Here is a 25,257-nt window from a genome sequence, read left to right as displayed (position 1 = left end):
TGACACACATCACGGATTCATGATTCAGTCATGAACAGACTGAAACGGAAGGATTCCCCCGATGCCGGTGTCTGCACGGCGTCCCTTTTCCCTGTTGGACTCAAGGAAACCCCAACGATGATGAGCTTTCGTAAGCCCGGATGGATGCTGTCCGGTGTGTTGTGTGTCGTCTGCCTACCGGCCCTGGCCGTGGCGCAAGAGGCTGCAACCAGCAGTTCCAAGGTGGGTATCGATCCCGTCACCGGCAAGCTGCGCCCGCTGACCGACGCCGAGAGCGCGGCGCTGGATCAGCAGGCCGCGTCGGCTGCCCGCAGCAGCGCTGCCCGCACCGCGGTTCCGCAGACCGAATCGGCCGCACGCGCGACCGAGCGACGCCTGCCCAACGGCACCGTGGCGCGCAAGTTGCCGGCCACGCAGATGAGCTCGCTGATGGCGACCCGTCAGGCCGATGGCCGCATCGTCATCGAGCACAGCGAAGACGCCGACACCCAACCCGCCCACGCCGAGCACGGAGCGCTGCCGCATGAATAAGCCCTTGTTGCTGTTGTCCCTGGCGGTGGCTGCGGCCATCGCGCCGCTGCATGCAAGCGCCGCCAATGTCACGCTGATCAATGGCGATGCCGGCACCAGCGTCGGCTTGAACGATCCCACCAGCGCAGCGCCCTTGGGCGGCAATCCGGGGCGCTCGGTCGGCGAGCAGCGTCGCATCGCCTACCAGTACGCGATGGACCTGTGGGGCGCGGTGCTGCAGAGCAACGTCGAGATCAAGGTGTATGCCTCGTTCGCGCGGCTGACCTGTACCGCCACCGGCGGCACGCTGGGCCAGGCCGGCCCGAACTGGATCGTCAACGACTTCCCCGGTTCCAAGCCCAATACGCTGTATCCGTCCGCGCTGGGCGACGCGATCGCCGGGCAGGATCTGGTCCCCGATCCCAGCGATCCGGCCGACGTGTTCTCGCAATTCAACGGCGATCTGGGCAAGCCCGACTGCCTGGCCGGCTCGGGCTGGTACCTGGGCCTGGACGGCAAGACGCCCGAAGGCCAGATCAACTTCCTCAACGTGGTGATGCACGAGATCGGCCACGGTCTGGGTGCGGCGGGCTTCCTCAACAAGACCACCGGCGTGCTCGGCTCGGGCAGCGGCCTGACCGACGTCTACACCGCGCAGGCCTTCGACAACGTGCAGAACAAGCGCTTCGACGATCCGGCCATGACCAACGCGCTGCGTGCCGAAGCGATGCGCACGCCGGGGCGTACGGTGTGGGCCGGCACGCGCGTCAACCGCGAGGCGGCGCTGATCCTGGATCCGCGCACCCTGTTGCAGGTGAGCGCACCGGCCAGCGCGGCGGGCAAGTTCGAGGTGGGTTTTGCCAGCTTCGGGCCGCTGGCCACGGCGGCCAATTTCCCGGCGCGCGCAGTGGTGACGGTCAACGACGGGGTGGCTGCCGCATCGGCCAGCGATGGTTGCGAAACGCCGTTCGTCAACGCGGCCGAGGTGGCCGGCAAGGTGGCGCTGATCGACCGTGGCACCTGCGCGTTCGCGATCAAGGTCAAGAACGCACAGCTCAACGGTGCGGTGGGCGTGATCGTGGCCAATAACGCGGCCGGCGTACAGACGATGGGCAATGCCGCCCCGCCGATCACCGACATCACCATCCCGGCGATCATGGTCTCGCAGACCGATGGCGCGCGGCTGAAGGGCAGCGCCGGAGTGGTGGCGGCGTTGTACGAAGACCCCGAGCTGTTGCAGGGCACCGATACCGCGGGCCGCACGCGGCTGTATTCGCCCAGCGTGGTGGCCGGCGGGTCGACGTTCTCGCACTTCGATACCGACCTGCAGCCGAATGCGTTGATGGAACCGTTCGATACGCCGGAAGTGCAGGCGCATCTGAACATCGACCTGACCCCGGCGCTGTTTGCCGATATCGGTTGGACGCTCAATCGCGGGCTGGCCAAGCTGGGCAACTGCAATACGCTGGTGCCGACGCTGGAGACCGGCGGGCTGATTCCCGGCGCCAACATCTCGGCCGAAAATAGCCTGTGCAAGTCGCAGAATGCCGGCAACCGTCTGGGGTATCTGACCTGCATGGACGAGCACGCACGCGAGTTGCAGAACCAGGGTGCGATCAGCCGCATTCAACAGGCAGCGGTGTTTGTCTGTGCCACCAAGGTGCGCCCGTAACAACAGGCGCAGTCTGCGTTAATCGATGCAATGCGAACGGCGCCGGGAGGCGCCGTTCGTTTATCCGTGCTCACACTGTTCGCGCTGCGCCACACGCGGCGATGCCCATGCCCCACCGAGGGGCGCGCGCGCGTCAGCAAGCGTGTACAGCGCGCAGCAAAACGCCGGCCAGAGACACCCACCACAGCGCAGACCAACCGCCACGGCCCGATGGCCGCGCGGTCGGTCTGCCTTGTCCTCAACGATCGGCAGCGTATGGCGAGGTCAGCACCTGTGGTGCGCGACCCAGTGCCGCGCCCAGCCGATCCATCACGAACCGCAGATAGAGATTGCTGCTGAACTGGTTGTAGTCGCGCGCATTGTTGAAGGTCATGCGCCCGCCCAGGAACAGCTGCGGCGCCACCTGCCATTCGGCCGCGCCACTGAGGTTGTAGGACACGCCGGTGCGGCTTTCGCCCGCATACACCGGGTCGGTGTAGCGGTTGACCAGCCCGAGCAAGGCCGCCAGCGAGGCGGCATCGTAGGCGGCCTGCTGCAAAGTCGGATCGGTCGGGAAATACGGCGAGGCGTCGGTGCTGAAGTGCTGTACGCCGATGCTGGCATCGACCTTCCAGTTGACCGTTTGACCGGCGCTACGGCCGCTCCAGTGCACCGGGAAACCCAGGTCCACATAGTCCTGCGGGCTGAAGTAACCGCCATGGCCATAGGTGAAGCCGCTGAGGTTCCTGTCGTACTGCATGGCGGTCAGATTGATGCCGGCCGTCAGCGACTGGTGCCGGGTTTCCAGTGCATGCACGTAGAAGCCCAGGTCGAGCTGGCGCTGGTCGTTGTCGGCGACGTTGTTGCCGAGCAGACGGTGCGCGGCAAGATTGGCATAACCGCCCAGCAGTCCATTGTCGGCAGTGGCCGACAACGACACGCCATTGCTGGTCACCCCGCCCCATTCGCGGCCGCTGCGGGCATCCTGCGCGCCGGCGAACGACAGCACGCTGTCGGTGACCGCGCGCCGCGAGGCTTCGGCCGACCAGCTCACCGCATCGCCAAGCTCGCCGCGATAGCCGACGCCGCCGATGAGGTTCTGTTCCTGGAAGCCGATCGGGGTGCTGCCGATGTCGGCACTGAACCCGCCATTGCGATAGCGCACACTAACGCCCACTCCGGTGTCGTCCTGGCTGAGCCGGCGCGCGCCGTTGCCGGTGGCGGCCATGGTGTTGAGCGTGGCGGCCAACCCGGTCGGGGTCTGTTGTGCGGCGGCGGTGCTGCCGGCCAGCGCGCGCAACGCGGCCGCATCGCCGGCGGCCAGCTGTTCGCTGAGCGCAGCGTTGCCGAGGATGTCGCGCGCCAGTTGGGCGATCGGCGTGTTGGAGGCGTTGATGCCGAGCAGGTAGGCCGGCAACGGTTCGTTGGCCAGCGCCGCCACGGCGGCGGCATTGCTGTTGTTGTTCTCGACCAGCAGTTCGTTGAACAGACCGGTGTTCAAGGCGTAGCGACGCAGGCGCTCACGCGTGGCGGCGGTGTCGCCTTCGGTGGCGAGCAACTGGTACATCGACGAGCTGACCAGCGTATCGATCGGGCCGCGATCGGCCGCCAGCGCATCGTTGATGGCGGTCTGCGGGCCGCTGCCGAAGCGGCTAGCGGTGACGTAATCGGTGGTCAGCGTGCCGGCATCGACGATGGTCGGCGTCAGGGTGACGCCAAGCTTGCCGTCGCCGACAGCGAATTCGGCCTGGACCGGCATTTGGATATCGTCCAGGCGGCCCAGACCATCTTCGCCATCGCGCGAGCGGTACAACGCGCCGCCGGCGAGGTTGTCGCTGTTTTCCGACTGCACCGCACGCAACTCGTCGAGCACGCCGTTGCCGCTGCCGAGCGGCGGCAACGCCTGTGCGGCGGGCTTGGTCAGACGTGGACCGGCGTCCGCGGCGATCGGCGCAACCGCGCGCGCGGCAAGCAGCCCGTCGCCGCGCGACGAACCGCGCATGCGGCCGCTGGAGACCGGCAGCATGGCGGGCGCAGCGCCGGCGCTGACCGGCGGCGGCAACGTATCGCCACCATTGTCGGCAGACGCACCAATCGGTGCGACAGTGGCGAATCGTGCAGAGCCCGGCGACGCTGCCACCGGTGCAACCGCCACGTCGCCATAGGCGCTACCGGCATCCATGCGCTCGGACAACACCGCCGGCGAGCGCGGCATGCCGCCGGTCATGCCGGAAAACGGATTGAGCGGGCGGCTGGAGGACGCGACTGCGGACGGACCACGCGCAGACGGCAGGCCATTGTCCAGTTGCCCGGCCTGACGCTGCTGCGCGGCCAGCGAGGCACGGAAATACTGCTCGGCCTTGCGGTTCTTGCCGGCGCTGCGATACACGCGGCCGGCCGCGGCCAGCACCTCCGGCGACTCCGGTGCCTGCGCCAGCGCGCGTTGCAGGTAATGCTCGGCATTGCGCAGGTCCGACTGCGCGGCCGCACTGTTGGCGGCGGCAGTGAGCGTGTCCAGGTCGTCGGGATGACGCTGCAGGATCTGCTGGTAGATCGCCAGCGCCTGATGCTGGTCGCCGGAGGCGGCATACAGCCGCGCGAGCGCGGCCTGCGCATCGCCGCTGTCCGGCTGCTGGGCCAGGATCGGCGACAGCGCGTCGTAGGCGCTTTCCAGGTTGCCGAGTTCGCGCAGCGCATCCACCTGGCGCAGTGTGTAGGCGCTGCGCAGGCGTTGATAACGGCGCAGTTGTTCCGGGGTCAGGGTGGTGGCCTGCAACTGGCGAAGCACCGCCGACAGTTCGGCGTCCTGATGCGCGCGCAGCAGCACGCCGGCATATTGCAGGCGATCTTCGCTGCGCACCGTGGCGCCGGTGACCAGGCGCTGGGCCAGGGTCAGCGCGCGCGGGGCGTTGCCGGCATCGGCATGCGCGCCGGCCAGTGCGGCCAGCAACTGCGGGTCGTCGAGCTGATTGCCCAGCGCGGTTTCGGTGCGCACCAGCAACTGCTGCGCGTCGCCCGGCCTGCCCTGCTCCACCAGCAACCGTGCCTGACGCGCCTGCAGTTCGATCCAGGCGGTGGTGCGCAGCTGGGTCATCTCCGGCGTGCGCGAGGCGACCGGAATGCGCTCCAGGCTGTCGTAGGCGCCCTGCCAGTCGCCGCTTTCCTGCGCCAGCAAGGCGTTGGCCTGCAGCGCTTCGGGTTGGTCGCCATGCACGGCGAGCAGGCCATCCATCACGCTGCGGGCCTGGTCGGGGCGGCCGGCCTGTTGGTACAGGCGGGCCAGATCCAGACGGATCCAGGCATCGCCCGGGCGCTCGACCATCGCCGCTTCCAGCTCGGTCTGCGCGCTGACCGCATCGCCGGCTTCCAGCGCCTGGCGGGCACGGGCGCGCTGCACGTTGGAACGCAGCAGGGCTTGCCCACCGGCTTTGGCACGTTCTGCGGCAGGCAGGCGATTGAACAAGTCGCTGGCTTCCTGCATGCGGCCCTGGCGGCTGTACAAACCGACCAGGCCCTGCAGCGCGCCGGCATTGTCGGCATCGTGCGACAGCGCCTTGCGGTAGCTGGCCTCGGCGGCGGCCGGGTCGCTGGCGGCCTGCAGGCCGCCCAGCGCCACCTGCGCGGCCGGCTCGTTGGGCAGCAGTTGCACCGCCTGCTCCACTAGCTGGCGCGCCTGTGCCAGATCGCCACGTGTGCGTGCGGCCTCGGCCTGCTGCAGCTGCAGCCAGTAGCGCGCGCTATCCAGCGCACCTTTCCATTTGCCGTTATTCGCCGCGGCCGGGCGCAGCAGCTCCTGCGCTTCGGCAAAGCGCTGCTGACGCAGGCGCACCGAGCCCAGGCCGCCGAGCGCTTCCGGATCACGCGCACGTGCGCGCAACACCTGCGTGAAGCGTTGTTCGGCAGCGCCCAGATTGTTGGCGCCCAGCGCACGGAAGCCTTCGCCCAGCAGCACGCCATTGGGGTCGGCCGGCGCGGCGGTGGCCGCGCTGCGTTGTCCGCGCAGCTGGCCGAGTTTGGCGGTGACTTCCGCATCGGCCGGGGTGCCGGCCAGGAATGCCTGGTACAGCGGCGCATCGGCCATGCCGGCGTTGAGCCACAGCAGCGCCTGGCGCCAGCTGGTGCGCGCCGGCCCGCCGACATCGGCGCGTTGCGCCAGCGTGCGCAGCTGCGCGATGCCGTCGCGGCGGGTGGGTTCGCGGTAACTCAGCACCTGCGCCAGCGCCAGTTGCACGGACGGGTTGCCCGGTTCGCTGGATTGCAGGCGTTGCAGGCCGTCACGCGCACGCTCCCAGCCGGTGGGAGTACCGGCCAGCGACTGGTAGTACTCCAGCGCCAACGCCGGCGGCGGCGGCTTGCCGGCGAACAGCGCTTCGTAATTGCGCGCGGCTTCGACATAGCGCCCGGCCGCGGCGGCGCGGCGTGCGTTGCGCAGGTTCGGATCTTCGCCGGCAGCGCTGCTGCCACGGGCGCCGATCGCCACGCGCAGGCGCTGTGCCTGCGGCGATTGCGGGTGTGCGGCGTCGAGTTGCTGCAGGCGCTTGCGTGCTTCGGATTGACGGCCCTGCGCCAGATCGATCTGCGCCAGGCCGAGCAAGGCGTCGGGCTGATCCGGATCGACGCCGAGCAGCTTGCGCCAGGTGTCGGCGGCCAGATCGTCGCGGCCCTGGTCGTGCCAGTAATTGCCCTGCCCGACCAGTTGCTGGGTGGCGCTGGTCTGCGCCTGCACCGGCAAGGCGAGCAGGCACAGGTCGATCATGCCGACGAGGTACAGCGGGGTCAGTTTTTTGCGGAGCATGCAGGCGTTCTCCAGGCGGGCAGCAGGCGCCCGTCTGCGGCAAAGCGGTAGCGGTTCTCAAGCCAGCCCTGTCCGAACAGGGCCAGCGTGCGTTCGAAGTACGGCAGCGCAGCGGCTGCCGCTTGTGCGGCGGCGGGAATGCGCTGCGCCTGCGCCTTGAGCAGCGCGGGCTGGCCCATCGCACTCAGGTAGGGCAGCAGCGCGGCAGAAAACCCGACCGGCAATGCGCCGCTGCCCACGCCGCGCGCGGTGTCGATCTTTTCCGCAAACGGGGTCTGTGCGGCGAGCAGGTCGGCCGGGCCGGACAGGTCGCGCAGCAAGCCGCTGCGCAGCGGCTCGCCGGCATCGAGCATGCCGGCCCACAGATACACGCGGATCGCGTCATAGCTGCCGACGTTGCCGCGCTTCGGATCGGGGCTGAAGCGCTCGCCATCCCACACCGTCCAGTCCGGCGCAAAGCCCACCGGCGCGCTCTCGCGCAACACGCGTGCGGCATTGCTGGCGATCGCCGCCCACGGTCCCTTGGGGTCGGCGTTGGCGCAGCGCCGCAGCACCTGGATCGGCAGGTAGCTGGGATTGAGCGTCCAGCGCTGCTTCTCGGCAAAGCCGGTGCGGCCGGGCAGCAACATCGCGCCCAGGCCCGGCAACGTGACTACTTCCTGTTGACGCATCAGTTGCAGGATCTGCTGGCCGGCCTTGCCGTAACCGGGCCGGCTCCACAGCCGCCCGGCTTCCAGCAGCGCGTAGGCAATCCACAGCTCGCCATCGCTGGCGGTATTGGCATCGAGCACGCGCCAGTTGCCGCTGCCATCGCGGCCCCACAACCACGCCGGCAGATTCAGGTCCGGGCGGCCGCCGCACAGATTGTGCCGGGTCCAGCCCAGCACCTTCTCGAACAACACCTGGTCGTTGTTGACCAGGGCGAAGAACAGCGCATACGACTGACCTTCGGAGGTCGAGCGCTGGTCCGGATTGAGGAAATCCACCACCCGCCCGTCGGGCTGGATGTGCTTGTCAACGAAGGCATTCCACAGCGGCCACGGCCCGCATTGGCCAGCCGCCGCCGCTGCGCGCGTGGGCAGCAGCGCAGCCAGGCCGGCCAGCGCACCGGCGCGTAGCAGGCTGCGGCGTGTCATCGCTGCGGCGCTGTCGTGCGCGCTCATGCGCTGCCGCCTTCGTTGAGCCGCTCGGCGGCATGCCGGCGCAGCAGCACGCGCGCGGCCAGCGCCAGCAACAGCGCCAGCAGCACCACGGTCAACGCCAGCCACACCGGGTGGTGCGAGAAGTACCAGCGCAACCAGGTCGGGAGCGGCAGATGGCCGACGTAGTAGGTCTGGTTGCCGACCAGGCTGATGACCTTTTTCTGCTGCAGCAACACCACGCTGCCCTGGAAGTCCTTGAGCAGGGTCGGGTCGAACCAGGCATCGAACAGCCGGCTCATGTTGGCCGGGTCTTCGCTCTGGAACGCGACCACGCTGCGGCCGGACTTCAACGGCGATTCGAAGCCCATCAACAGCACGTCGTCCGGCTGCGGTTGCAGGGCGATTTCCGCGGTGGTCGGCAGGTCGGTGCGGCGCGCGTCGAAGGACAGGAAGCCCGGCAGCTTTTCCAGCACCCAATCGGTCAGCGCAAAGCGGGTCGCCTGCCCGTCCTGGCCCACCGGCAGCTGTGCGCGCCATTGCTTGAACAGCGGCTGCGACTGCGCACTGCCGAGCAGCAACAGATCGCGGTCGGCATGCTGCTGCACCGCGCCGGCACCAATGATCTGCGCATGCAGCGCCGGATACCCGGTGGAGGCGCCGAAGCGTCCAAGCAGGGTCAGCACATTGCCCAGGTCCTGGTCGCCCGGATTGTCGGGCAGCACGATGGTGGATTCGGACAGATCAGCCAGGCGGGTGAAGGGGTAACCGGCATTGGCGAACGCGGCCAGGTTCGGCATCGCCATGTAGTGGTGGAAACCGCTCAGGTCGATGCTGGAATCGGCGTCGATGGCGCCGGACACATCCGGGAAGGTGTTCTTGCACTGCTCGCCCTGCGGGCGATCGAAGAAGAAGTGGAAGCGCAACTGGCTGTTGGCCGAGAACGCACCCACCGGCAATGTCAGATCCTGATGCACCGGCATGCTGCCGCGCGCGCCCAGGCTGTTCCACCAGCGCCTCGGGGTGGACTCGGCGAACGGGCGGCCGGTCAGCGGCAGCGTGGTCACGAACGACTCGTTGATGCTGACGTTGAGCGCGGACTTGTTCTCCACGTCCGGCACCGTGTAGCGGTATTTCAGCGCGACCGGAATGCCGTCGCGCTCCCACACGAACAGGTCCGGCGGCAACTGCAGGCCGACCCGGATCAGGTCCGGGTGATAGCCGCTGACATTGAGCTGGCCGGGCTGGGTCACCAGATCGCCGAAGCGCACCGGATGCTGGCTGGACACCCACTTGGGCGCGTCGTACGGCTGACGCGGCGCCGGCGCGCTGATCTCGCCGATGCGGGCGACCGCCCCGGTCAACGGCGCGCGCAAGGCCAGCGCGGTGGCCGCGCGTTGCAGGTCTTCGCTGTTGCGGCCGAGCACCAGCAGCAGCTTGCCGTTGGGATCGGTCGGGTTGACCACCACTGCCACGGTCGGGCCACGGATATCGGCCACGCCACTGTCGGCGGTGGCGAACTGCTCCGGCAGCGTGCTGGGCGTGGCGAACACCACTGCGTTGCCGGTGGCCGGCAGCGCTTCGGTCGAGGCCGGGAACACCGCGCCGCGGTAGCCGGCCAGGGTGCCGAACCACGAGGCCACCACGCCGGCCGCCTGCAGCGTGGCGTTGTCCGGGCGCTGCGGAAAGTAGAACGGCAATTCCAGCCGGCGCGTGTCGCGCACATCGAAGAACGGCACCGGCAACAACGCCAGGTTATTGGCCAGCGCCAGCGGCGTGGTGGTCAGCGACAGGCTGGTGGCCGCGTCCACATTCGCCCACAGGCTGCTGTGGTCGGGGTCTTCGCACTCGCGCGTGTAATGGCCGATCAACTGCAGGTTGAGCTGGTTGTAATCGGTGACCAGCCGCGGGTCGATCGGCAGATCGGCCGAGAGCAGCTTGCCGGCATTGGCCTTGTCGGCGGACAAGGTGCCCACGGTGACGCCATTGATGGTGACCTTCAGATGCGACAGGTCCGGCAACAGCGCGGGCGAATAGCTGTATTTGAGGTTGAGCGTGGCGGCGGTGACGATCTCGTCGCTGCGCACGCTGAAGGGCACGCCGGCACTGCCCTGCACGCCGCGCAAGGTGATCTCGTAGTCGATGCCGAGCTCGCGCAAGCTGGAGGTGCGGGTGCTGCCGGCCGGCATCGGTGCCGGTGCGGGCGGCGCGCTCGCGGCGGTGCCGGCCTGCCCGGTCGGCGTGGTCGTCGCCGTTGCCGGCACGGCCTGCTGCGCCTGCGCCAGGCCGGTCAGCAGGGTGAGCACACAGGTCAACACGGCCGGGGACATTCGCATCGGTTGCTTCTTGGCAGGGAAAAGGGAAACGGCAGGCGTCACGCTCACGACTCCAGATCCAGCGCGCGCGCCGGGCGGAAGCCCTGTCGCGCACTGAGTGCGATATGTCCGCCCAGGCGTCCAAAGCCGCGCGCGCTGGCGGCCAGCACCTGACCCAGCGAGCGCCAGAACGCATCGCGGTCGTGCTGGCCCCATTGCGACAGCCAGATGTCGGCGCGCGCAAAGGTCGAGGCCACCAGCCAACGCTCCTGTTCCATCGACATCGCGGTGAACTGCACGCTGACCTGGCCGTCGCGGTCCTGCCGCACCACCGCCGGCAAGGTCTGCTCCACGCCGCGGTGACTCAGGCCGATTTGCACCGGCAACCCCGGCTCGATCGGCTGCGGCTGGGCGAGCCTGATCGCCATGCCGCCGGTGGAAAAATTCAGCGAGCGACTGGGCAGCACGCTGCCATCGGGCAGATACAGATTGACCGGGACATCCAGCGGCACGCGATGGGCGCTACGCACCTGGCGGGTTTCGCTGGCCGTGGCGATAGTGGCGCCCAGCAGCACCATGTTGTAGAGCGTCCAGGCCAGGTTGAACCAGATCGTCTGCTGCTCGCCGCTGCCGCCGACATAGATCAGGCGCAGCACGCCGGCAGCCACACCGGCCAGGTTGAGCAACAGCAGGAACAGGTATGGCTTGGCGATTTGCGCATCGAAATAACTGCGCGCCACCAGCCCGCCCTTGGGCGTGACATTGAACTTGCCCAGCTTGGGGTTGAGCAGCGCGACCAGGGTGGGACGGAAGATGTACCAGGCCAGCGTGGTCTCGTAGACCTCGTTCCACAGCAGATGGCGGAAGCGGCTCTGCACCCGCAGGTTGGTCAGATTGGCCTGCAGGATGTGCGGCAACGCATAGGCCAGGATCATCAACGCCGAGGCCTGGATCACGTGCGCGCCGAAGAACAGATAGGCCAGCGGCGCAGTGAGGTAGATGATGCGCGGCAAGCCGTAGAAGAAGTGCAGCATCGCGTTGAGGTAGCACAGCCGCTGCGAGAGCCTGAGCCCGCGCCCCAGCAGCGGATTGTCGATGCGCGCGATCTGCGCCATGCCGCGCGCCCAGCGGATGCGCTGCGCCACATGGCCGGACAGGCTTTCGGTGGCCAGGCCTGCAGCCTGCGGCACCGCCAGATAGGCGGTGCGATAACCGCGACGCTGCAATTTGAGCGCAGTGTGGGCGTCCTCGGTGACGGTTTCCACAGCCACCCCGCCGACCTCTTCCAGCGCGCTGCGCTTGATCACCGCGCAGGAACCGCAGAAGAAGGTCGCATTCCACTGGTCGTTGCCATCCTGTAGCAGGCCGTAAAACAGCTCGCCTTCGTTGGGCACCTTGCCATGCGTGCCCAGGTTGCGTTCGAACGGGTCGGGCGAGAAGAAATAGTGCGGCATCTGCACCAGGGCCAGCCTGGTGTCGCGCAGGAACCAGCCCATCGCCACCTGCAGGAAACTGCGGGTGGGAATGTGGTCGCAATCGAAGATCGCCACGTACTCGCCGCTGCACTTCTTCAGCGCGGCATTGATGTTGCCGGCCTTGGCGTGCACGTTGTTGGTGCGGGTGACGTAGTTGATGCCGACCTCGGCACAGAAGTCGCGGAACGCGTCGCGGCGGCCGTCATCGAGCAGATGGATGGTGATCTTGCCGGCCGGCCAATCGATCACGCTGGCCGCCAGCACGGTGGTGCGCACCACCGACAATGGCTCGTTGTAGGTGGGAATGAACACGTCCACGCTCGGCCACAAGGCTTGGTCGGCCGGCAACGGCACCGGCTTGCGATCGAGCGGCCACAACACCTGGAAATAGCCCAGCACCAGGATCACGAACGCATACAGCTCCGCGCCCAGCAGGCCCAGGCCCAGGATGAAATCCACCGCGCTGCCCACGCCCATGGTCTGGGTCGTGCGCCACCAGATGTAGCGGCACGACACCGCCAGCGACATGCCCATCATCGTCAGGATCACCACCCGCCCGCCGCGCTTGCGCACCGCCAGCGCAACGGCGAACAGCACCCCGGAGAACACCAGTTGCTGGGTGACATCCATCGGCACGGCAACCACGAACACCAGCAGCAAGCCGCCCAACAACCACAGCGCCCAGGTCGCCAGCATGGGCAGCGGTGATCCGGAACGGCGGCTGGCAGCAGTCATCAGATAATCCTTCAAGTGTGGCGGCGTGCGGCAAAACGAGGCGAAACGGGCGAGCGCAGCGGCGCTTGCCGAAGGTCACGCGGTGGTGCTGATCAACGCGAGCGCAGTCGCTGCAGCGGGCTTTGCGTCGCGCTGGGCGCATCGGCCTGCAACAGCCGCTGAAACAAGCGCTCCAACGGCGTCTGCGCCTGGCGCTCGCCGGGCTGCGCTGCAGGCGCTGCGGGCTCGTCGAGCTGGCGCAATTTGCGCAGCGGCGCGAGCGCATCGAGCGGCGGGCCTGCCGTCTCTTCGGCAGGCACGGACCGGTGCGCCGCCGGCACTGCCTGCATGGCGATCGAAACGCTCGGCACCGATGCGGCAGGCGCCAGCAGCGGCGCTGGTGTCTGCACGGCGTCCGCCGCAGCGGGGGCCTGTTCGACCGCTGCCGGGACCGGCGTTTGCGTCACTTCCGGCCTGCGCGGCGGCAGCTGGGTGTGGGCGAAATCCTGATAGCCCGCGCTCGCCGGCGTCCCCAAGCGCGCGAACAGGCCGGACACATCGTCATGCCCGGATGCTGCCTTGTTGTTCTTCGGTGCCATCACACTCCCCTTGCCCGACTTCAGCCGTTCATGCCGTCCGCAGCAACACGAGGTTGCGCAGATCGACGCTGTCGCCTGGCGCGGTCTGCACCGCCAGGCCTGCCAGCATCCCCAGTTGCTGGAACCACCCTTCGTACACGCCCTGCAGGAACCCATCGCTCCATGCCGCACCATCCAGTGCCACGCTCAACGGCGCGCTGGCGTGCTGGATCCGCACGTGGTCGGCGTGGTCGTGCATCGCGCACTGGCCCCAATCACAGCGCTCCCACACGGCGTTGGCGGCCTGCTGCATCTCGTCCAGGGTCGTGCAGTGCGCCAGCCGGTGCTCGCGCGCGAAGCGCCGGCCGATGCGCGCCATCAACGGGGCCAGATCGTCCTCGGGCAACTCGGCGCCGAACTCGGCGGCCATCGCACGCACAAAGCCCAGCCACTGCCGGGAGCAGCTGCGCGCGCGGTACAGCGACAATGGGTCGGGTGCAGTCATACGGGCATCGCGTGGGGAGGAAGCCGTCCGTCAACGTCGCGTGCATCAAACGTGAAGTACGCGTGATGCCAATGTTAACGAACCCATGCGGCCAATTGAGCGCTGCATCGCATTTTTTTTGGCCATTCCCTGACAGGGCCGCCAAGCCCCGGCACACGCTGCCGCTACACGTCAGTCACTGCCGCGCGTGGTCACCCGCTTCCGGTATCGGCGGCAGGCCGAATACATCGCGCAGATAGCGCAGGTAGCCGGCGTCCTCGCACATGCTCTTGCCCGGCGAGTCACTGAGCTTTGCCACCGGCTGCCCATTGCAGCGGACCATCTTGATCACGATCTGCAGCGGCGTCGGCCCCAGGTCGTTGGTGAGGCTGGTGCCGACCCCGAACGCCAGCCGGCAGCGCGTATGGAAGTGCGCGTACAGCCGCATCACCTTGTCGATGTTGAGGCCATCGCTGAACACCAGCACTTTGGTCGCGGGGTCGATGCGGTGTGCCTGCAGGTGGGCGATGACGCGCTCGCCCCATTCGAACGGGTCGCCCGAATCATGCCGCATGCCGTCGAACAGCTTGCAGAAATACAGATCAAAATCGCGCAGGAACGCGTCCAGCCCCACCACATCGGACAGGGCGATGCCGAGATCGCCGCGGTACTCGCGCGCCCACGATTCCAGCGCGGCCACCTGCGAGTCGCGCAGCCGCGGCCCCAACGCCTGGAATGCCTGCAGATACTCGTGCGCCATCGTGCCCAGCGGAGTCAGGCCGTAATGCTTGGCGAAATACACATTGCTGGTGCCGACGAACTGCTCGCCCAGGCCATCGCGCAGCAACGGCAGCAACTCGCCGTGCCAGTGCCGCGAATAGCGCCGCCGGGTGCCGTAATCGGCGATCTTGCAGCCGGCCGGCATGCTGCGCAGGCTGCTCACCTTCTCGCGCAGGCGGCGACGGCCTTCTTCGTAATCCGGCTCGGAGGTGTTGCGGAACCACACCTCGTTGATGATCGCCAGCAACGGCACTTCGAACAGGATGGTGTGCAGCCACGGGCCGCGGATGGTCAGCTCGATCTCGCCCGGATGGGTGGTCGATGCCGACAGCTGCAGATACTTGCGGTCCAGATGGAACAGCGCCAGGAAGTCGGCGAAGTCCGGCTTGATGAAGCGCAGGCCACGCAGATAGGCCACCTCGTCCTCGCGCAGCCGCAGCCGGCACAGCGCATCGATCTCGCGCGAGATTTCGTCGATGAACTGGGCCAGATCCACGCCGGGCGTGCGGCACTTGAAGCGGTAGTCGACCTGCGCGGCCGGATGCTGATGCAGCACCGCCTGCATCATGGTGAATTTATACAGGTCGGTGTCGAGCAGCGAATGGATGATCATGCCGCCGGATTATGCCCGCAGCGGCGATCGCGCTGCGTGCAAGCCGCCGATGCGTCCGAGAGGCGATGCGCTGCGCGGCGGCAGTGCGCTTCGCCCCGGCAAGTCACCTCGGCAATTGCGCCTGGCGTTCTCTTGGAGAGTGCCAGGCGCCATCGCTCAGCGCGCCAGCACCTGCTGCGCTGGTTTGCCCTGCACGGTGAAGTCGCTGTCGCCCGGGCCGCCGGCCTTGGGGTCGGTGTACCAGCACCACAGCGCGATACCTTCCACGCCGTGCGCCTGCAGCACCTTGCGCCACTGCTGCAACACCTGCAGCTGCAGGCGGGTGTCCACTGCAGCGGCGCGTTGCTCCGGGCTCTCCCAGGGCGCGGCCAGGCTACCGCGTGCAGAACGCAGCCCCAGCTCCGCCACCCACACCGGCTTGCCCACGCGCTGGCCCAGTTGCTGCAGGCGCTGCGCGGCGGCATCCATCTCGGCCGTGCGCGCGGCAGCCGCTTCGGACAGCCGCGGATACAGGCTGGTGCCCACCGCATCGAACAAGGACCAGTAACGGAAGCTTTCGGCGTGCTCCATGCCGTCGGCCACATACAGCAGCTTGCCGTGGTAGACCTTGCGCACTTCCGCCACCAGACCGGGCCACTGCGGCGCGTCCTGCAGCTTGCGCAGTTCGGTGCCGATCACCAACGCTTCGGCATGCTCGTCTTCGGCCAGCTTGGCCAACGGCAGCAACGCGTTCTGATACGCGGCAAACCAGGCTGCCTGGTCGGTGGGCGCGGTGTCGCCGGCCCAATGCCCGGGAATCCACACATGCACCTTGAGCGTGGCCTGCAGGCCGGCGTGGTGGCTCTGCCGCAACGCCGCGCGCATGGCCTCCACGCTGCTGTCGCTGCCCAGCACCGGATCGTTCGCCTGCGGGTTGGCTTGCCACACAAACGCGACCAGCAAGGCCTTGCTGGCGCCGGTCTTGGCCAGCGCATCCAGCGACTGTCCCGCCGCCTCGCTCTCCCACGGCGCATTGGCCGAGACCTTGACGTTGGCGCCCATCCACGTCGATGCATCGGCGTTGCAGCCATTGACCAGCATGCACGCCCCGACCAGAAACGCGGTACTCAGAACGCGTTTGAACATGCGGCGGATGCCTTGGTGGTGGACGCGGTCGTGGTGTGCGCGCAGTCCATTGCACCGATGACCGCAGTGTTCTTGTCCGGCTGCACGATTGCAGCAGTGGCGGGCGCGCTGACGCCGGACGCGGGCTGCGTGGGCGCGGCCACGTCCGCGACAGTCGCCACGGTGGGCTGCGCCTGCACGGCGTCCATCGCCGGCGTCGCCGCGCCGGTCGGCAACGACACCGGCGCGCTCACGACCACCGCCTCGCCCTGCAGCAAGGACTGCGCATCGGCAGGCGCCGCACGCATCCAGCTGCCCCAGCCCTGCGGCTGTACCCAGGCCGCACCGATCAGGCCCAGCAACAGCAGGCCGGCGGCCTGACTGCGCTGATCGGCATGCAGCGCGCGCAGCAGCAACGCTGCCGGCACCCACAGCAGCAGCAAGGCGTCGAACCCGGCCCAGCCGAAGGCGAATGACAGTGCCGCCGCACAGATCACGGTGCCGGCACTGGCCAGCACGCCGCGCGTGAGCGCACTGCTGCGGCTACGGGCCAGCAACGCCAGCACCGGGAAGCAGACCACCGCCGCCACGCCCCAACGCACGGCCGGCGACCAGCCTTGCGCATGCTCGGCCAGCGGCAACGGCAGCGGATGCGCGCCCTGCCCGATGCTGGACAGCGTCGGCCACGGGGCGTTGAACACGGTCAGATTGACGTAGGCCCACATGCCGACCAGAAACGCGAACGGCAGATAGCACACCAGATAGAACGAACCCGGCGCCTTGCGCAGCATCTGCGGCGGCATCACCAGGAGCAGCCACGGTGCCACCATCGTCGACAGCGCCAGTGTCTGCAGATCCAGGCACAGCAGGATGCACAACCAGCCGGCGATGCGCAGATAGGTGAAGGCCTCCACCGGCGTCTGCAGGCGGCGCAAGGTGCGGCACAAGCCGTAGAACGCCAGCAGACCCACCGCCTGGCTTCCGCCTGCGGCGATCGGCAGCAGGAACAGCGGATTGCAGCCCACCAGCACGGTCAAACCACTGGCCCAGCCGCGCCCGAACACGCCGGCCAGATCGCGCCACAGCAGCGACAGGAACAACGCGTTGGCGGCAACCGCCAGGAACGGCCAGACCTGGAACGGCAGGTTCCAGCTGTCCAGCCCCAGATTGATCGCCCACGACAACAGACCGGTTGCCGGCAAGCCGGCTGCTGGTGCGATTGCCGGTGTGGCGGAGCCGACCGACTGCAGCAGCAGCGGCTGGCTCAGCAGCGACAGGGCCACCACGGCAACCAGAAACGCCGGCAGCCCGCTGTGACGGCGCGGGACCGCCGACTCACTCTTCGAGTGCGGCGCGGCGCTCGTTTTCCGAATGCTTGCTGATGCCATGAGTGGTCTTCTCCCAATAGAACGGATTGTGGATCAGCTGCCAGAGACCCTTGTACGCGGCGATCGACTGCAGCACCCAGTAAAAGGGCACGGTCAGCGCGTAGGGCGCCAGCTTGAAGTAGTCGCGCTTGAACGCAGCCACCAGCGTGATGTAGATGAAGAACGCATTGGCCAACAGCAGATTGACCAACGACACGGTCGCCAGCCACGGCGGGAAGAAGCGCTCGAACGCGGTTGTCCCGGTGACTGCCCAGACCACATACAGCGCCCACAGCACCGGCACGCCCAACGCGGTGAAGAAGCCGCCGCCAATGAAGAACTGGAAACCCCAGAAGCCCTTGAACCCGGTGCTGCGATACAGGTGCACCGGGTCGCGCATGTGCACCAGCCAGGTCTGCATGTAGCCCTTGAGCCAGCGCGAGCGCTGCCGGATCCAGTTGGGAATGCTGACGTTGGCTTCTTCGAACGTGGTGGAGTTGACCACGTTGACGCGGTAGCCGTTCTGGATCAGCCGCACGCCCAAGTCGGCGTCTTCGGTGACGTTATACGGGTCCCAGGCGCGCACCTGGCGCAACACATCCAGACGGAAGTGGTTGGAGGTACCGCCCAACGGAATCGGGATGCGCAGGTATTCCAGCGCCGGCAGGTAGAAGTCGAACCAGAGCGTGTACTCCAGCGTGAACATCCGCGTCAGCCAGTTCTCGTCGGCGTTGTAGTAGTTCAGCCGCGCCTGGATGCACGCCACATCCTTGTCGGCCTTGCGGAACGCAGCCACCACGCGCTTGAGCTGATCCGGCTCGGGCTTGTCTTCGGCGTCGTAGATGGTGAGCAGCTCGCCGCGCGCAAAATGCAGCGCGTAGTTGCAGGCCTTGGGCTTGGTCTTGGGCTGCGACGGCGGCACCCGGATGATTTCGAAGAACGCCTCCAGGCCGAGTTTCTTGGCGGCCTCGATGGTGTCGAAATCGTCCGCCTCCAGCACCAGCTTCACGTCGAGCTTGCTGATCGGGTAATCCAGCTTGCGCAGCGCGTTGGCCAGGATCGGCAGGACTTCCGGCTCCTTGTACATCGGCACCAGCACGGTATAGACCGGCAGGTCGTCGTCGCGCAGCGCGGCCACTTCGTCCTCGGTGACCTTGATGTCGATACGGTGGCGCGAGCCGAACCACACCAGCAACAGCTTCAGTCCGAAGGTCGCCAGAAAGCCCAGCGCCACCAGCACGTTGACGGTGATCAGGGCCGGCACCGGGAACAGCACCATCGCGATCACCATCACCGCGGCGATCGCCCACAGCGTGAACTTCTGTCCGCGCGTCACCACCTGGCGCGCCGAGTACGTCGGCGCATGCGATGCGAGCAGGTTCAGCGCGTTGTCGGTGAGCTGCTCGTCGGCGTAACGCTGCAGGCTCCAGATGATGTCGAACTTGGCGGTGCCGACAAAACGCACGTCCTCGCCGTAGTGCGCGCGCGCCCAGGCAAACACCGCCGGGTCGGGATCGGCCACGGCCAGCACCAGCACACCGTCTTCGCGACGCCACGGCAGCAGCAGGCGCTGCGCGTAACTTTCCAGATCGCCCGGGGTGAGCAGTTCCGGATCCGGCGGCTGCTGCACCAGATCGATGAACTCGAGGCCGAAGTGCGCGGCAACGATGGCGTAGAACCGCTGCGCCGGCACGCCGCGCTGGGCCAGGATCACATCGCCCAGGCGCGAGTTCCAGCGTTGCTGCAACGCCAGCGCCGAGCGCAGCTGTTCGTCGGTGATGACGCCTGCCGTGACCAGCGCGCGACCCAACAGACCGCGTTCGCGGCCGATGTCCGGTGCTCGTCCCAGCGCGTCCATTTCGCAGGTGACCGTCATTGTCGTGGCGTCCTTAGAACCGCCACCAGGCGGCCACGAATGGCCCACCTGCGGCGCCGGTGTTGCGGCCCATCACTGGCTGCTGATATCCCACCTGCCACTGGCTGCCGCCCGGCGCGGTGTACAGCGTGGACAGCTGCAGCTTGGTGAGGTCGTAGTTGGTGCCGGTGGCGACAAAGCCGGAATCGCCAGGTGTCGAGCCAACGACAAACGCGTCGTTACGCCCGTTACCCAGGCCCTGGATCACGTTGACTTCGCCAAGCAGCAACCAGCTCGGGGTCAGGCTCAGGCCGGTGGACGCGTCCACCCGCACTTCGTCGGAAGCGGCACTGCCGCGCAGACGCACCGCGCCACCCAGATCGACGTAGCCGTTGCGCCCGCCCAGCGTGTAACCACGGCCGCGGCTGTAACGCAGCTCCAGACCGTAGTCGCCAAGGCCGAGCGCGGGGTCGCGCCCAGGATTGTTCGGGTGATAGGTCTTGCTACGGCCATAGGCCGGGATGCTGACCAGGGCCTGCACCGAGCTACGCCAGACATCGTCGGCCGCACCTGGCAGTGCGTAGCGCAGGCCGATCTCCTGATCGGCAAAGCCGGTGGTGCTGCGGCGTGCCCGTCCGGGCGCACCGTTCACCGGTTCGTCGTTGTTGAAACCGACTTCGGTGAAATAGAAATTGCCGATAAAGCTCAGCTTGTCGCTCAGGCCATGCTCGACGTAGACATTGAGCTGGTCCTGGCGGCTACGTCCGTTGTTGCCGAAATCGCCACGGTGGTGGGCATCGTCGAACCAGCCGGTGCCATCGCTATGCAGCGCCTTGACGATCACCAGGGTGTCGCCCTGCGGCTGGGTCCAGGCGCCTGCCACGGCCGTGTCCGGCAAGGCCGCCATCAGGCAGCTCAGCGCAAGCGCCGACAGCGCAGCTACCGGCGCGCGGCGCGCGATGGAATCAAGAGAAGAGGGCGAGACAACCGGACTGGACTGCAGCGCGGCGGCGCACGGCTGACGTCCCCGCAATTGCGGGTCGTTCTGTAAAGACATTGCACGATTCCTGATGGGGGACCCGGAAGGGACAGGAAGCTAGTGATTGATCACACTTCGAGGCGAAACGTATCACACATAAGTCCCGCCACCCATCACTGATTTATCACAAATTTAACGCGAGCGAACTCATCTCTTTCGCAACAATTTCGGTACCTGGGCGACGGCATGGGTCCAGATCGCCAGCCATACGCCCAGCCGGGTGAGCAGCCCCCGATGACCCGCCTCGAACTTGCGGAAATAGCGCCACAGGCCGCGGTGCTTATGCCATTCGACAAAGAACGGCCGCGAACGACTGGACACGCCACGCACATGCACGACCCGCAGATCGTTGGCCACCGCCACCAGCGCACCGGCCTGGCGTGCCCGCCGGCACAGGTCCAGGTCTTCGGCATGCAGGCGGTAGGCGCCGTCCCAGCCGTCCAGCCGGTCGAACAGGCTGCGTTGCATCAGCATCAAGGCACCGGAGATGGCGTCCACCACCTGCAGGGGCGCAGCGGGATCGGCCGGCACCGCCAGCTGGGCGGCAGCGCGCGGTGCGCGCAGCATGGCGGCAAAATCCGGATCGCGACGGCGCACGGCGGCATCCGGCTGCCCGTCCTCGTCCACCTGCTCCACGCCCAACAGCACCGCCGCATGGCCGGCCGCGCGTGCGCACAGCTGCGCCAAGGTGTCGCGCTCGACCATCAGGTCCGGGTTGATGAACACCAGCCAGGGCGCCTGCGAGTCGCGCGCGCCCTGGTTGCAGGCGCTCGCAAAACCCGGGTTGTCCGGATTGGCGATGAAGTGCAGCCGCGCATCGGCCAGCGCATGCCGCTGCACGACCTCCAGGGTGTCGTCGCTGGAGGCGTTGTCGACCACCCGGATCTCGCTGATGCCCTCGGCCGCGCGCAGCCGCGACAGGCACGCATCGATGGTGCTGCTGCTCTGATAGGTGACGACGACGGCGGCAATCTGGACGGGAGTCATCCGGCCATTATCCGGTGCCGGGGTGGCGCAACGCCATCGTGCGTCTGCCAGCGCCGACATGGCGGCTGGCAGCGGCAACAGGCATACTGCGCGCCCGGAACCGCCCAGCGGTTTTGCGCAGGCGCCGCCCACGGCGCGCCCCACATTTTTAGTGTCGAGATGACGGCCAGCGACCTTTCGGTGTTGCGCTGCCTTTTCATTCCCTGCAGTGCAACCGCCTGATGGCGGGCGCGCCGCAACGACGGCCTGGCAGCGCCGTCCGTGTTGTCGCCGGCGCGCGCGCCGGGTCCGCCGCTTCGGCACCGATCGACTGGTCTATACCACTAACCCGCACCGCATTGCCGGAGCCGGGCGCATGAGCACCTCGCATCAGGTGCATGGCATGAGCCTGGAGCTGGCGCTGCCGGACTGGCCGGTGTTGACCGCCGACGAAATCCGTCGCGTGCTGCAGCACTTTTCCGCTCCCGTCGGTAGCGAACTGATTCGCTGGCATAGCGCCCGCCCGTTTTCCGCCGCCGCCTGCGTGGACACCGCCAGCGGCACGCTCATCGTCAAGCGACATCACCGCAGCGTGCGCAATGTCGCCGCGTTGCGCGAAGAGCACGTCTTCATGGCGCATCTGCGCTGGGCCGGCGCAGCGGTGGTCGAGGTGCTGCACGATGCCGCTGGCCGCACCGCCCTGGCCGATGCGGACTGGGTCTACGAAGTGCAGCGCGCCGGGCTCGGCCAGGACCTGTATCGGGATGCCCTGTCGTGGACGCCCTTTATCAGCGTCCCGCATGCGGCGGCGGCAGGTGCCGCGCTGGCACGCCTGCATCTGGCAGCGCAGGGATTCGATGCGCCGCCACGCCGCAGCAGCGTACTGGTGGCCAACCTGGCCCTGTTCGCGCAGGCCGACCCGCTCCGGGCGGTGGAACAGGCCTTGCTGTCGCGCCCCGGCCTGGCCGCCGATTTTCAGGACCGGCCCTGGCGCCGCGACCTGACCGACCACCTGTTGCCCTGGCACGCCCGGGCCTGGTCGGTGCTGTCGGCGCCTGGCGCGCTGCCGCCGCTGTGGACGCATGGCGACTGGCATGCCTCCAACCTGCTGTGGCGCACACACGACGATGGCGACGTCGAGGTCAGCGCGGTGTTCGACTTCGGCCTGTGCGACCGCAGCTTTGCAATGTTCGACCTGGCCACGGCGATCGAACGCAACCTGATTCCATGGTTGAACCTGGATGCGGGACAGCGCGCGCAGCCGCAGCTGGAGCAGCTCGACGCCTTGCTGGACGGCTACGCCCGGTACTGCGCACTGGGCGCCGCGCAGCTGCGGCAGCTGGCCGCCTTGCTGCCGATCGTGCATGCGGATTTCGCCCTGAGCGAGATCGAATACTTCGCCGGCATCACCCGCTCGGCCGACAACGCCGACATCGCCTATCACCGTTACCTGCTCGGCCATGCGGACTGGTTTGCCAGCGCCGATGGCCAGCATCTGCTCAATCACCTGCACGCGCGCGCGCGTCGGTTGCCATGAGCGTTTTTCCTTCTCCTTTTCGAGCCCTGCGCATGCACCTGCCCGCCCCTCTTCACCACCGCCGCCCGCTCGCGCTTGCACTTGCGCTGTGCATCGCCACGCCTGCCCTCGCGCAGCAACAACCCGGTGCCGAGGCGGTCGAACTGGATGCGGTCAACGTGCGTGGCGAGCGCGCCGACGCCAGCACGGCCTTGACCGGCTTCGGTGCCACGCGGCTGCTGGATGCGCCGGCCTCGATCGCGGTGATCGATCGCCAGCAATTGCTCGACCGTCAGGCACGCGTGCTCAGCGAGGTATTGCGCGCGGATGCCTCCGCCGGCGACGCCTACGCCCCGATCGGCTACTACGAGAATTTCGTCGTGCGTGGCTATTCGCTCAACGCCGCCAACAGTTACCGCATCAACGGCCTGAGCGCGGTGGGCGAGCAATCCATTGCACTGGAAAACAAGCAGCAGGTACAGATCCTCAAGGGCCTGGCCGGGCTGCAATCGGGTGTCAACGAACCGGCCGGACTGATCGACTACCGCACCAAGCGGCCCGAGCACGTGCGCAGCGTGACCCTGGGCACCGACGAGCAGGGCTCGCGCTATGTCGCCGCCGACCTGGGCGACTGGTTCGGCGCCGAGCGCAGCCTGGGCCTGCGCGTCAACGCCGCGCGCGAAGACATCAACAGCTATGTCGACCACGCCGACGGTTATCGCAATTTCCTGTCGCTGGCCGGCGACTGGAAGATCAGCCCGCAGTCGCTGCTGCAGCTGGATGTGGAGTATCAGCATCGGCAGCAACGCTCGGTGCCCGGCTACCAATTGCTCGGTGGCACGCAGGTACCGCGCGACATCAATGTGCATCGCCTGCTCGGCTACCAGCCGTGGTCGCGGCCGGTGGAGATGGATTCGCTCAATGCGCAGCTGCGCTACGCCTACCAGTTCAACGACAACTGGCGCGCCACCGCTGAAGCATCACGCAGCCGCTCGGTGATCAACGATTTCTCCGCGTTCGCCTGGGGCTGTTATGGCGCGGCCAGTTGCGCCGACAGCGTCACCCCGAATTTCTTCAGCGCGCAAGGCGAGTACGACGTCTACGACTATCGCAGCCCCGACGACACCCGCGTGCACGATCAACTGCGCGCCACGCTGGAAGGCCGTGTGCTCACCGGCGCGCTGGATCACCGCCTGAGCATCGGCGGCGACTGGCTACGCCGCACCATCGATCGCTTCGGTTCGGTCAACGAATTCGTCGGCAGCGGCAGCATCGACCGCGACCCGGAGGTGTTTGCACAGACCGACGTCGCGCTGGACCCGAAGCAACGCCGCCTGGACAGCCGTCAACGCGCGTTGGTATTGGCCGACCGGATCGGTCTTGGGTCGCAATGGGAGCTGTCGCTGGGCGCGCGTTACGTGCGCCTGGACGAGCGCAGCTTCGACCGCGATGGCGTGCTGGAGCGACGCACGCGCAAGGACACGCTGCTGCCGCAGGCCGCGCTGCTGTTCAAACCGCAGCAGCAGGTATCGCTGTACGCCAGCTACGCCAAGAGCCTGGCCGCCGGCGGCACCGCCCCGTGGTTTGCCGACAACGCCGATGAGATCCTGCCGCCGACCAATGCGTACCAGCTGGAGACCGGCGCAAAATTCGATTTCGACGGCCTGCGCCTGGGCGCGGCGCTGTTCGACATCCGCCAGGCCTACCAGTTCACCCAGCCGCAGGCCGATGGTGGCCTGCGCTATGTGCAACAGGGCCGCCTGCACAACCGTGGCCTGGAGTTGTCGGCCGATGGCGCGGCCACCGAGCAATTGCGCGTGTTCGCCAGCGTTGCCGCCATCCGCGCCCGTGCCGAAGACACCGACATTGCCGAGTACGAAGGCCATCAGGCCATCAACGTGCCCAAGCTGCGCGCCAGCCTGCAGGCCGATTACAGCGTGCCCGGCATCGATGGCCTGGCGCTGCTGGCAGGCGTGCAATACAGCGGGCGCAAGTTCGCCGACCGGCTCGGCAACGCCAGCGTGCCGGCCTACACCGTGGCCAACCTGGGCGCGCGTTACGCCACCGCGCTGGGCGGGCTGGCCACCACCTGGCGCCTGAACGTGGACAACGTGTTCGACAAGCGGTACTGGCGCGATAGCGGCGAATACCAGGGTGACGCCTATCTGTTCCCGGGCGCGCCGCGCACGGCACGTCTGACCGTGCAGGTGGACTTCTAAACGCAGCCGATGCGGCCATGCGATCCGCTGACGTGTGAGCTGCACAAGTTACGCGACAGCGGTGCCGCGCGGGCCGAGTGCGCTGCCGGTATCGGCTGCAGGCGGTGAACGCGCTCGGCCTGCTCGCACGCTCACGT

16 protein-coding genes are annotated in these 25,257 nt (G+C 67.6%); 4 read left to right on the top strand and 12 right to left on the bottom strand.

Annotated features, from left to right (window positions below; genetic code table 11):
- The first annotated feature begins 117 nt into the window (after positions 1-117).
- Positions 118-531 carry a post-PEP-CTERM-1 domain-containing protein gene (locus GGR73_RS18355; protein ID WP_024940595.1) on the top strand — a complete coding sequence of 138 codons (414 nt, stop codon included), beginning with the start codon at positions 118-120 and terminating at the stop codon, positions 529-531.
- The gene (locus GGR73_RS18350; RefSeq protein WP_046344304.1) at positions 524-2,182 is read left to right on the top strand and encodes a PA domain-containing protein; all 1,659 of its coding nucleotides are present in this window, start codon (positions 524-526) and stop codon (positions 2,180-2,182) included. The genes GGR73_RS18355 and GGR73_RS18350 overlap by 8 nt, the downstream gene beginning before the upstream one ends.
- 238 nt (positions 2,183-2,420) lie before the next feature.
- Here the strand turns inward: GGR73_RS18350 and GGR73_RS18345 are convergent, their stop codons facing one another.
- From GGR73_RS18345 to GGR73_RS18290, 12 genes are all read right to left on the bottom strand, one after another.
- Positions 2,421-6,956 (bottom strand): cellulose biosynthesis protein BcsC, encoded by a 4,536-nt coding sequence (locus GGR73_RS18345; protein WP_184458222.1) that lies wholly within the window; start codon positions 6,954-6,956, stop codon positions 2,421-2,423.
- Complete coding sequence (gene bcsZ / locus GGR73_RS18340) at positions 6,938-8,119, bottom strand: cellulose synthase complex periplasmic endoglucanase BcsZ (protein WP_243849256.1); 1,182 nt, start codon at positions 8,117-8,119, stop codon at positions 6,938-6,940. The genes GGR73_RS18345 and bcsZ overlap by 19 nt, the downstream gene beginning before the upstream one ends.
- Entirely contained in the window at positions 8,116-10,431 is a 2,316-nt protein-coding gene (gene bcsB, locus GGR73_RS18335; RefSeq protein WP_184458221.1) for a cellulose biosynthesis cyclic di-GMP-binding regulatory protein BcsB, read from the bottom strand. Before bcsB ends, bcsZ begins: the two co-directional genes overlap by 4 nt.
- A gap of 44 nt (positions 10,432-10,475) precedes the next feature.
- Positions 10,476-12,620 (bottom strand): UDP-forming cellulose synthase catalytic subunit, encoded by a 2,145-nt coding sequence (bcsA, locus tag GGR73_RS18330; RefSeq protein ID WP_184458219.1) that lies wholly within the window; start codon positions 12,618-12,620, stop codon positions 10,476-10,478.
- A gap of 92 nt (positions 12,621-12,712) precedes the next feature.
- Positions 12,713-13,198: a hypothetical protein gene (locus GGR73_RS18325; RefSeq protein WP_102580766.1), complete on the bottom strand. Its 486-nt coding sequence runs from the start codon at positions 13,196-13,198 to the stop codon at positions 12,713-12,715.
- A 28-nt stretch (positions 13,199-13,226) separates the two neighbouring features.
- Positions 13,227-13,682: a cellulose biosynthesis protein BcsD gene (bcsD, locus tag GGR73_RS18320; protein WP_104567975.1), complete on the bottom strand. Its 456-nt coding sequence runs from the start codon at positions 13,680-13,682 to the stop codon at positions 13,227-13,229.
- 175 nt (positions 13,683-13,857) lie between these two features.
- Positions 13,858-15,054 carry a nicotinate phosphoribosyltransferase gene (gene pncB / locus GGR73_RS18315; protein WP_126966653.1) on the bottom strand — a complete coding sequence of 399 codons (1,197 nt, stop codon included), beginning with the start codon at positions 15,052-15,054 and terminating at the stop codon, positions 13,858-13,860.
- A 156-nt stretch (positions 15,055-15,210) separates the two neighbouring features.
- Positions 15,211-16,179, bottom strand: a complete 969-nt coding sequence (locus GGR73_RS18310; protein WP_126966652.1) for a glycoside hydrolase family 113 — start codon at positions 16,177-16,179, stop codon at positions 15,211-15,213.
- A complete protein-coding gene (locus tag GGR73_RS18305; RefSeq protein ID WP_184429086.1) occupies positions 16,161-17,444 on the bottom strand; it encodes a hypothetical protein in 1,284 nt (427 codons plus the stop codon). The genes GGR73_RS18310 and GGR73_RS18305 overlap by 19 nt, the downstream gene beginning before the upstream one ends.
- Before the next feature lie 49 nt (positions 17,445-17,493).
- Entirely contained in the window at positions 17,494-19,401 is a 1,908-nt protein-coding gene (locus GGR73_RS18300) for a glycosyltransferase family 2 protein (protein ID WP_024939104.1), read from the bottom strand.
- Positions 19,402-19,414: 13 nt separating this feature from the next.
- Positions 19,415-20,437, bottom strand: coding sequence for a hypothetical protein (locus GGR73_RS18295; RefSeq protein WP_184458217.1), 1,023 nt, complete (start codon positions 20,435-20,437; stop codon positions 19,415-19,417).
- Positions 20,438-20,566: 129 nt separating this feature from the next.
- A complete protein-coding gene (locus tag GGR73_RS18290) occupies positions 20,567-21,406 on the bottom strand; it encodes a glycosyltransferase family 2 protein (RefSeq protein WP_184458216.1) in 840 nt (279 codons plus the stop codon).
- 355 nt (positions 21,407-21,761) lie between these two features.
- Between GGR73_RS18290 and GGR73_RS18285 the strand changes: the two genes are divergently transcribed.
- On the top strand, positions 21,762-22,922 hold the full coding sequence (locus tag GGR73_RS18285; RefSeq protein WP_184458214.1) for a phosphotransferase: 1,161 nt from the start codon (positions 21,762-21,764) through the stop codon (positions 22,920-22,922).
- A 32-nt stretch (positions 22,923-22,954) separates the two neighbouring features.
- Entirely contained in the window at positions 22,955-25,120 is a 2,166-nt protein-coding gene (locus GGR73_RS18280; protein ID WP_184458212.1) for a TonB-dependent receptor, read from the top strand.
- Positions 25,121-25,257: the final 137 nt, after the last annotated feature.

This window comes from Xanthomonas sp. F14, from assembly GCF_014199865.1.
The sequence above is the reverse complement of the archived record's forward strand: the minus strand, read 5'-3'. Positions and strand labels throughout refer to the sequence as shown.

What these genes read in the sequence shown, in the direction of transcription:
- GGR73_RS18355 (WP_024940595.1), top strand. Translation starts at nt 118, where the DNA reads ATGATGAGCTTTCGTAAGCCCGGATGGATGCTGTCCGGTGTGTTGTGT.
- GGR73_RS18350 (WP_046344304.1), top strand. Translation starts at nt 524, where the DNA reads ATGAATAAGCCCTTGTTGCTGTTGTCCCTGGCGGTGGCTGCGGCCATC.
- GGR73_RS18345 (WP_184458222.1), bottom strand. Translation starts at nt 6,956, where the DNA reads ATGCTCCGCAAAAAACTGACCCCGCTGTACCTCGTCGGCATGATCGAC.
- bcsZ (WP_243849256.1), bottom strand. Translation starts at nt 8,119, where the DNA reads ATGAGCGCGCACGACAGCGCCGCAGCGATGACACGCCGCAGCCTGCTA.
- bcsB (WP_184458221.1), bottom strand. Translation starts at nt 10,431, where the DNA reads ATGCGAATGTCCCCGGCCGTGTTGACCTGTGTGCTCACCCTGCTGACC.
- bcsA (WP_184458219.1), bottom strand. Translation starts at nt 12,620, where the DNA reads ATGACTGCTGCCAGCCGCCGTTCCGGATCACCGCTGCCCATGCTGGCG.
- GGR73_RS18325 (WP_102580766.1), bottom strand. Translation starts at nt 13,198, where the DNA reads ATGGCACCGAAGAACAACAAGGCAGCATCCGGGCATGACGATGTGTCC.
- bcsD (WP_104567975.1), bottom strand. Translation starts at nt 13,682, where the DNA reads ATGACTGCACCCGACCCATTGTCGCTGTACCGCGCGCGCAGCTGCTCC.
- pncB (WP_126966653.1), bottom strand. Translation starts at nt 15,054, where the DNA reads ATGATCATCCATTCGCTGCTCGACACCGACCTGTATAAATTCACCATG.
- GGR73_RS18310 (WP_126966652.1), bottom strand. Translation starts at nt 16,179, where the DNA reads ATGTTCAAACGCGTTCTGAGTACCGCGTTTCTGGTCGGGGCGTGCATG.
- GGR73_RS18300 (WP_024939104.1), bottom strand. Translation starts at nt 19,401, where the DNA reads ATGACGGTCACCTGCGAAATGGACGCGCTGGGACGAGCACCGGACATC.
- GGR73_RS18295 (WP_184458217.1), bottom strand. Translation starts at nt 20,437, where the DNA reads ATGTCTTTACAGAACGACCCGCAATTGCGGGGACGTCAGCCGTGCGCC.
- GGR73_RS18290 (WP_184458216.1), bottom strand. Translation starts at nt 21,406, where the DNA reads ATGACTCCCGTCCAGATTGCCGCCGTCGTCGTCACCTATCAGAGCAGC.
- GGR73_RS18285 (WP_184458214.1), top strand. Translation starts at nt 21,762, where the DNA reads ATGAGCACCTCGCATCAGGTGCATGGCATGAGCCTGGAGCTGGCGCTG.
- GGR73_RS18280 (WP_184458212.1), top strand. Translation starts at nt 22,955, where the DNA reads ATGCACCTGCCCGCCCCTCTTCACCACCGCCGCCCGCTCGCGCTTGCA.